Raw genomic sequence first — 8,767 nt, 5'->3', positions numbered from 1 at the left:
GCCGACGCTGAGCAGACCGGTGTCGGGGTCCAGGCGCATGTCTTGGTCGCCGGGGTCGATCTCGACCTCGTCGGCTTCCGGATCGATCCCGATCGTCGCGCCGTCCAGCTGCACGGCGATGGTGCCGTCCTCGTCGCCCGGCAAGAGCGCGAAATCGGGGCCCTCGTCTGAAGGGTCGGGGCTGAGTAGTGTGCCCCGCGGTGCGATCCTGGCTGCGACCATCTCGCCCTGCTCGGAAGCGGGCTCGTGGACCTCGCCTTCATTCCTGCTCAGGAGGCGGTATGCCGGTTCGCTCTGGTCGGGGGAGAGCACTTTGCGGAATAAGGTCTCCTGGTCCTCCCCCGGTTCGTGGCCGGGTGGTCCAGGGCCGTCACTGACATCTTGCTCGGCCGCCCTGACGGCGACCGTGGCGTGCACGGGCTCCAGCGGGGTGGGCTCCTCGCCGGGGCCGCCGGTCGGCTCGTCTTTGGGGGGGATTGCCACGGCTGTGTCTCCTAGGTCGCCGGTGCGTCACCAAGCGGTGTTGCGTCGGGGAGGTGAGGTGGGTCGGTACCGGTACGGGAAGGGCCGCTGAGGGCAATGAGCGCAAGGGTGGTGCACAGCAGCCGCGGCCGACGGCCCTGAAGGGCCGCCGGCCTGGGGTATGTGCCGCCTGCGCGGTGGACGGAATCGAGCAGGCAGCGCACCACCGGCTTACTTGAGGGCGTCCCAGAGAGCGCCTTCGCGCAGGTCGGTTGTGTTGTAGTTGTCCCTGACCTGGTTAAGAGCCTGCCGGGCCTGGGCCAGCAGGAAATTCATGTCGTTGACGTTCGACTGCCAGTAGGCAATGGCCGAGCTAAAGCTTTCGACGGTGACACCGTCGAGCTGGTTGACGACACTTTGCATCTGGGAGGAAAGGTCTTCGAGCGCGTTCTGGACCTTCTGCGTTTCTTGCTGCATCTCGTCCGTAGCGGTGTCGAGGAACGCATAATTTACTGAGAAGCCATCTGCCATGAGTTTCTTCCTTTCCGGGGCGCTCGGTACAGCAGGGGGTGGTGGCCGGCAGGCCCGGGGTTACACCGGTTTGTTGAGAGCGTCCGACCAGCGCCCGCTGGTGGCGAGGTTGGAGTCTTCCGTGTCGTACATCTTGGTGGCGGTGCCGCCCCAGCTGTCGATCTTCTGGTTCATGTCGTTGATGGTGAGGCGCAGTTGGTCGAGCCACTGCACCATCGCCTCCTGGTAGACGGTGGACGCGTCACCCGCCCAGCCCCCTCGCAATTGGTCGCGGGTGGCGTCGACGTTGGTGTACGCCTTTTCGCACTTATCGCGGGCCTGGTGCAGAGCCTCCAGCGCCGTGTTGTTGCCGCCTTGGGTATTGGTCGTCTGCGGATTGGCCATTGCGGATCCTCCTCGATAGCGGTGTGCTGCACTTCGTTGCGGTCGGATGGTCGGTCGGTGGTCTCTTCCGGTCGGTCGGTCACGGACACTGCCCGGCGCCGCCGCTCGCGGAGCCGGTCCCGGCGGCTGCCACGGGACGGGCCGCGGCCTGGGGCGACAACTCCGGTCCCGTCGGCAGCAGCCGAAGCAGCGGGGTGGGCACCTGGGCCGCGTCGCTCGCCTGGTAGCCCAGGGCCTTGAGCGCCTCTTCGTCGGGCACCCGGTATTTGGCGGGGGTTTCGGTCACCAGGTACATGGCCGAGCCGTTGGCGGTCCCGCCGACCGGGCTGGCCGCTGCGACGCCGCCGGCGCCCATTGGAATGCCTATCCGGTCGGGCGTGGGGCAGCCGGGGGCGACACCGGTGGTTTCGGGTACCTTCCAGGCGTCGATGGAGCCGGTCGGGAACACCGCCAGCGACAGGCCGCCGCCGGACGACGGGACCAGACACGGCGCCACCGTGTCGTCCAGGGGGACGGCTTCGGGAGGTGTGGCGGGCGCTGCCCCGTCTCCTGTTTCGGTCGGCCGGGCGTCGGGTGACAGGTGCGCGTTGGCTTCGCCGGCGGGGACCTCGACGGCGGTGGCGGAACCGCCCGGGTAGGCGGTCTCTTGGATGTCGGGATCGGCCAGCAGCAGCAGCGCGTCGGTCTGGGTCAGCGGCACCAGGCCATCGGCGGTGAGCAGGTAGTGCTGGTCGGCGCCGTTGCCGCCCGGGGCGGGGACCGCGAACACCTGGCCGACGCGGCTGGGGGCCCCGGCGATGGCCGGTCCTTGCTCGCCGGCGCCGGCAACGTCAGGAGCGGTGAGGTCGGGACCTGCCGGAACGGCTTCGAGGAACTCCTCGGGGACGGGGGATGCGGGCACGTTGCCGTAGCCGAGGGCCTGCAGCGCACCGCCCTCGACGTCCAAGCGCAGCCGCCGGCCCTGCCAGAGCAGGTGCTGGTCGCCCTCGGGGCCGACCACGAGGACGCCGCGCTTGTCCAGCGGGGTGCCGGGCCCGGGATCGGGGCCGACGGTCAGGGCACTGCGGCCCTGGCCGTCCCCGGGTAGCGCGCACAACCGCCACACGTTCGCCGCGGCATCGGCGCTGGGCAGCGCCTCCGGGGCGGCGGGAATGCCGATGGGGCTGCCCACCCGCGCCCCGCTGATCGAGTCCGCGGCCACCTTGCTGACGTTGGGTTCTCCGCCGGAGGCGAGGCGGGCCGAGGTGTAGTTGGCGACCGGACGCAGCTCCCCGCCGCCGTAGAGGTAGGTGGTTCCGGTGTCCTTGGCGATGACCAACTGGCCGTCCTGGCGCCAGGATGTCGAGCCCCCGGGGAAGATCAGCCCGAAGACCAGGAAGCCGATGGCGATAAGTGCGCCGATGGCCAGGCCGATGAAGGTGCCGGTGCGGGTACGGCGCATGGGCTGGTCGACCGCGTCGGGGTCGGCTTCCAGCATGGCGGTGCCCAGACGGCCGACCGTGAAGTTGTAGGCCTGTACCCGGTCGCGTCTCGTCTGCATCTCAACCGCCGATCGCCCGGAGTGCGCTATACACGCCGAAGGCGGCGAGTACCAGCGGGAAGATCGCGACGGTGATCAGCGACTGGATGATCTCGGCCGCCCGCCCCCAGTGCGGCAGCGGCCGGGTGCCCGGCAGGCTCCAGGACAGCACCGCGAGGATGGTCGCCAGCGCGAACACGCCCAGCAGGACCAGCGACCGCCCCAGCACGCCCGAGTCCGCCGCGACCGACAGCAGGAGTACCGCCAGCCCGATGGCGGGCGGCGCGGTCATGAAGGACCGCTGCCAGGCGCTGGCCAACCCGCGGGTCTGCAGCAGCATGACCAGCGCGACCAGGATGCACACGGTCGTGGCGACCCAGCCCTCTGCGAGTGCGAGGACGACCAGGCAGCAAGTGAGGACCGCTCCGGTGGCGGCCAGCATTGCGCTCTGGAACTTGTCGGCGAGCGCGGACCGGTCCAACACGTCCCGAGCGGGGAAGGGATCGATCCCCTGTTGGAGCTGCTCGGGGTTGGCGGGCAGCGGCGGCAGCTTCAATCCGGAGATCCGGAACGAGAGCTGCGGTGCGTAGGTGCCCACGAGGAGGCTGAGCAGCGCGAGCCCGGCCGCGACTCCCGAGAGGGTGGCGTTGGGCAGCAGCATCAGGCCGAGCGCGCCCAGAGCCAGCAGTATCTCGACCACTACAAGGCCGGAGAAGAAGGGAACCGCCCCGGCGACGGCCGCCACTCCCAGGACGGTGGCGCCCGCGCCGGTCATGGCGCCGGTCAGGATCCGGGCTCCCAACAGCGCGGTGCTGGGGTCGCCGGTGGGCATGGCCGCCCCGGCCACCGCCATGTACAGCGCGGCGGCCCCGGCAAGCCCGGCCGCCGCCGGGAGGTCGCCCATGGCGCGTGAGGCCGACCATGCCGAGAGCAGCATCACCACCGCCGAGGCAGAGCAGGTCAGCGCCGTGATGAGAGTGAGCCCGCCCGCGGCCGGAACCGCGAGGGCGAGCAGGATCGCGGTCAGCGACAGTGCCTGCAGCAGGACCCGGGTATAGGAAGGCCGCCATTTGTCCGGGCGTTCGGCCATGCCGGTGGCGACCCCGTCGATGAGGTCGTCGAAGTGGATGGGCGGCAGTTGGTCGCGGCGCGGACGCAGATGTAGCGTCTCGCCGTGTAACAGCCCCAGGGAGTCGAGTGTCTCGTCCTCGTCAAGGGGGTCGTCGCCCAGCTGCTGCAGCACCCAGCCGTCATGCTCCAGGCCGCTCTCGTCCAGATCCTCGCCTTCGTCGCCTTCGGCGTAGAGCACCAGCGTGGGTACGAGGTCGGAGATCGGGACGTCCGTGGGTGCTGCGATTTCGAACGACCGGTTCGGCGCGCGCACCTGGAGACGGCAGAGGTCCGAAGCAGTGGAGTCGGTCATGGCCTACCCAATTGCGGGTCTCGGGGAGCGGGGACGGCAGGAGCGGCCGCTGGCGGCTGCGCCGCAAGGTCGGGCGTGCGCTGCGGCGCGGTAATCGGGCCCGATTGTGCGTCCTGTTGTGCGTCCTGGATTTGGAAGTATGTTGTTTGCCTGTTGCGGATAATTGATATCACATGGCAACGCTAGTGTTTAGTGGGCACTGGAGTGGCGGCCGACACCGCGCTCCTGCGCAGCAGCGGCGCTGAGACGGGCCTTCCAGCTCGGTTGCCGATGAGTTCCCGCAGTGTTCGAGCGCGGCTCACCCCGGCCACGCTGACCGCCCCGCCCACGCCGACCGCATTGGGGCCCTGGACGTTTACGCGGCCCCAAGGTCCGGTGAAAAGGCCGCGAACCGAAAGTGGAGGACAGCGTTCCCGTGACGAAACCGTGAGCACCATCCTGGTCCGCCGGCCGCCGCGGCGCCCCGGCCCGGACATGCCCTCCGGCACCATCTCGCTTCAGGAACCGCCGGAGCTCGCCGAACCGCAGTCGGGCATGTCCTCGGTCTTCATGTACCTGCCTATGGCCATGACCTCCATGTCCATGATGGTGATCATGCTGCCCCGGATGACCGGAGGCGGAAGCGGCGGCGGCGGTATGAGCGGCGCGCTGCCCTACCTCGCCGGCGGGATGATGCTCGTCGGCGCGGTGGTCATGCTCGGCGGCCAGTACGTCCGCGCCCAGCTGGAGCGCCGCAACCAGCTCAACGGCGACCGGCAGGACTACCTGCGCTACCTCAAGCAGATGCGGGGCCGGCTGCGCGGCGTCGTCACCGAGCAGCGCGACGCCATGCTGTGGCGGGCGCCGCACCCCGACGCGCTGTGGTCCATCGTCCGCACCTCGCGGCTGTGGGAGCGGCGCTCCGAAGACGAGGACTTCGCCGAGGTACGGATCGGCGTCGGCGAGCAGGCGATGGCGATGAACATCGCACCGCTGTCGTCCAAACCCGTCGAGGACCTGGAACCGCTGAGCGCCCACGCCCTCCGCCGCTTCGTCAACGCCTACACGACGGTCAACGACCAGCCGGTGCTGGTCTACCTGCGGGGCTACGCGCGCATCTCGCTGCGCGGCGACACCGATGCCTCCCGCGCGATGGTGCGCGCCCTCGTCGGCCAGCTCGCGGTGGCCCACCCGCACGACGAGCTGCGGGTGGCGGCCTGCGTGTCCGAGGAACGCCGCCCCGATTGGGCGTGGCTGAAGTGGCTGCCGCACAACCAGCACGCCACCGACACCGACGCCATCGGTTCGACGCGGCTGATGGCCGCCGACGCCGTCGACCTCGAATCGCTCATCGGCCCCGACCTGTCCGACCGCCCCCGATACGACCCCGACGCCGCGCCCAACCGCGAGGAACCGTTCACCGTCATCATCCTGGACGGCGGCAAGGTCCCGGCCGGGTCGCGGTTCCTCGGCGGCGGCTACCGCAACGGCATCGTCATCGAGGTCGACGACCCCATGCCGCCCGAGGACGATCCCTACACGCTCGCCCTCAAGGTCGAGCCCCGCGAGCTGGTGATGCTCTCCCGCGACAACAACGGCCGCCAGGTCACCACCGCCCTCGGCCGCCCCGACGGCTTGGGGCCCAACCGGGCCGCCAGCCTGGGCCGGCTGCTGGCTCCCTACCGGATCGGGATCACCACCGAGGTCACCGAACCGCTGACCACCGACTTCGAGCTGACCTCGCTTGTGGGGATCCCGAACCTGCACGAGCACGACGTGCAGCGCATGTGGAGCGAGCAGCACCCCACCAACCGGCTGCGGGTACCCCTGGGGATCGCCGCCGACGGCGGCCCGCTGGAGTTGGACCTCAAGGAATCGGCCATGGGCGGCATGGGCCCCCACGGCATGCTCATCGGCGCAACCGGGTCCGGCAAGAGCGAGCTGCTGCGCACCCTCGTGCTCGCGCTGGCGCTGACCCACTCACCGGAAACCCTCAACTTCATCCTCGTCGACTTCAAGGGCGGCGCCACCTTCATCGGACTGGACAAGCTGCGGCACACGTCGGCGCTGATCACCAACCTTGCCGACGAGGCGGTCCTGGTCGAGCGCATGCAGGACGCGCTGCACGGCGAACTGGTCCGCCGCCAGGAACTGCTGCGCTCCGCCGGAAACTTCTCCTCGATCCACGAGTACGAGAAGGGCCGCGAGGCCGACCCCCGCATGGATCCGCTGCCGACCCTGCTGATCGTGGTCGACGAGTTCAGCGAGTTGCTGGCGGCCCACCGCGACTTCATGGACCTGTTCGTGATGATCGGGCGCCTGGGCCGCAGCCTCGGCGTGCACCTGCTGCTGGCCTCCCAGCGCCTGGACGAGGGCCGGATGCACCAGCTCGAAGGGCACCTCTCCTACCGGATCGGGCTGCGTACCTTCTCGGCGATGGAGAGCCGCGGCGTGCTGGGTGTGCCCGACGCCTACGAGCTGCCCCCCACGCCCGGCAGCGGCTACCTGAAGAGCGACACCGAGACCCTGACCCGGTTCAAGGCCGCCTACGTCTCCGGCGCCTACCGCACCAAGCCGCGGACGGTCGCCAAGACGGACGCGCTGCAGCAGATCACCGCCTTCGTCGACGAGTACATTCCCAAACCCGAACCCGAGTTCGAGGAGCCCGAGCCCGAACCCGAGGACGAGTCCGTTCCGACCCTGATCTCCGCGGCGCTGGACCGCCTGCACGGCCACGGACCGCCGGCCCGCGAGATCTGGCTGCCCCCGCTGGGCGTGCCGCCGCGGCTCGACGAATTGCTGGCGATGGTGGGAGTGAAGCTGCCCAAGGGCGGTCTCGCCTGGACCGACGCGGGGCGGTTGGAGATCCCCCTCGGCCTCATCGACCGCCCGTTCGACCACACCCGGCTGCCGCTCAAAGCCAACCTCGCCGGTTCCGGCGGCCACGTCGGCCTCGCGGGCGGCCCGCAGAGCGGCAAGAGCACCGTGCTCGCCCTGCTCATGCTCAACCTGGCCGTGCTGAACACCCCGGCCCAGGTGCAGTTCTACTGCATCGACTGCGGCGGCGGTGTGCTGCAGACCCTCAGCGGACTGCCGCATGTGGGCAGCGTCGCGGCGCGCACCGAAGGACGGCGCATCAACCGCACCATCGATGAGCTGCACGAGCTGCTCACCACCCGCGAGGCCCACTTCGCCGAGCACGGCATCGACTCCATGGGCACCTACCGGCGCCGGCGGGCCGCCGGCGAGTTCGCCGACGATCCCTACGGCGACGTGTTCCTGGTCGTCGACGGCTGGGGCACGATCCGCCAAGAGTTCGCCGACCTGGTGTCCTCGATCCTGCAGCTGGCCCAGCGCGGCCTGAACTACGGCATCCACATCGTGGTCGGGTCGCCGCGCTGGGCCGACTTCCACACCGGGCTGCGCGACCTGATGGGCACGCGCCTGGAACTGCGGCTCGGCGATCCGGTCGACTCGATCGTGAACATGCGCTCGGCCCAGACCGTCCCGCGCACACCCGGCCGCGGCATCACCGACGACAAGTTCCACTTCCTCACCGGCCTGCCGCGCGCCGACGGCAGCGCCGACCCGGTGACCCTCTCGGTGGGGGTCGCCGAGCTGATCTCGCGGGTGAACGACGCTTGGGGCGACAAGCGCAGGGCGCCGGCGGTGCGCACGCTGCCGGCGGTCCTGCACGCCGCCGAGCTGCCCGGCGCCGAGCTGACCGAGTTCGGCGGGCTGAAGGTGGCGCTGGGACTGGAAAGCCGCCGCATGAAGCCGTTCTGGCACGATTTCTCGGCCACGCCCCACCTGATCGTGGTCGGTGACACCGAGACCGGCAAGACCACGCTGGTCAAGCACATCACCAACGCCATCCGGGAGCAGTACGACGCCGAGACCGCCCGCGTGGTGCTGGTGGACCAGCGCCGCCAGCTCTTCGACGCCATCCCGCGCGACATGCAGCTCGGTTACGCCGTCACCGGCGAAAGCATGCAGGAGATGATGGGTGCCGCCGCCGGTGCCATGCGCGAGCGGCTGCCCGGCCCCGACATCACGCCCGACCGGTTGCGCCGCAAGGACTGGTGGAACGGGCCGGAGCTGTTCCTCATCGTCGACGACTACGAGATGGTGTCGGGCAGCGGCCCCAGCCCGCTGGCGCCGCTGCAGCCGATGCTCACCCAGGCCGCCGAGATCGGCATGCACCTGATCCTGGTGCATGCGGCCGGCGGGTTCAGCCGCGCCACCTCCGACCCGGTCATCCGCACCATGATCGACGGCAACACGCCGTCGGTGCTGTTCTCCGCGCCGCAGTCGGAAGGCGTGCTGTTCGGCAACATCCGTCCGCGCCGCATGGCACCAGGGCGCGCACTGTGGATCTCGCGGCGCGATCCGATCGAGGTCCAGGTGGCCATCGCCGAGGGCGCCGAGGAGTAGCCGGGCGCCCAGGCGCGTCCGGCGCGGGCGCCCGG

The 8,767-nt window shown here is 70.2% G+C and carries 6 protein-coding genes; 1 reads left to right on the top strand and 5 read right to left on the bottom strand.

Annotated elements, in window-relative coordinates; all coding sequences use genetic code 11:
• The 5 genes from ACYVD5_RS14335 to eccD form a co-directional block, all read right to left on the bottom strand.
• Positions 1–483, bottom strand: a 483-nt coding sequence (locus ACYVD5_RS14335; protein WP_461001525.1) for a hypothetical protein, incomplete at its 3' end; no start/stop codon positions are given.
• A gap of 210 nt (positions 484–693) precedes the next feature.
• Positions 694–993 (bottom strand): WXG100 family type VII secretion target, encoded by a 300-nt coding sequence (locus tag ACYVD5_RS14330; RefSeq protein WP_461001524.1) that lies wholly within the window; start codon positions 991–993, stop codon positions 694–696.
• A 60-nt stretch (positions 994–1,053) separates the two neighbouring features.
• Positions 1,054–1,377, bottom strand: coding sequence for a WXG100 family type VII secretion target (locus tag ACYVD5_RS14325; protein ID WP_461001523.1), 324 nt, complete (start codon positions 1,375–1,377; stop codon positions 1,054–1,056).
• Between the two features lie 79 nt (positions 1,378–1,456).
• A complete protein-coding gene (gene eccB / locus ACYVD5_RS14320; protein WP_461001522.1) occupies positions 1,457–2,917 on the bottom strand; it encodes a type VII secretion protein EccB in 1,461 nt (486 codons plus the stop codon).
• Between the two features lies 1 nt (position 2,918).
• Complete coding sequence (eccD, locus tag ACYVD5_RS14315) at positions 2,919–4,319, bottom strand: type VII secretion integral membrane protein EccD (RefSeq protein WP_461001521.1); 1,401 nt, start codon at positions 4,317–4,319, stop codon at positions 2,919–2,921.
• Positions 4,320–4,745: 426 nt separating this feature from the next.
• On the opposite strand from eccD, the gene eccCa reads away from it, so the two are divergent.
• Positions 4,746–8,732 (top strand): type VII secretion protein EccCa, encoded by a 3,987-nt coding sequence (gene eccCa, locus ACYVD5_RS14310; protein ID WP_461001520.1) that lies wholly within the window; start codon positions 4,746–4,748, stop codon positions 8,730–8,732.
• Positions 8,733–8,767: the final 35 nt, after the last annotated feature.

Source organism: Streptomonospora sediminis (genome assembly GCF_054778995.1).
Note: the sequence above shows the minus strand (reverse complement) of the source record. Positions and strands in the feature narration are given on the sequence as shown.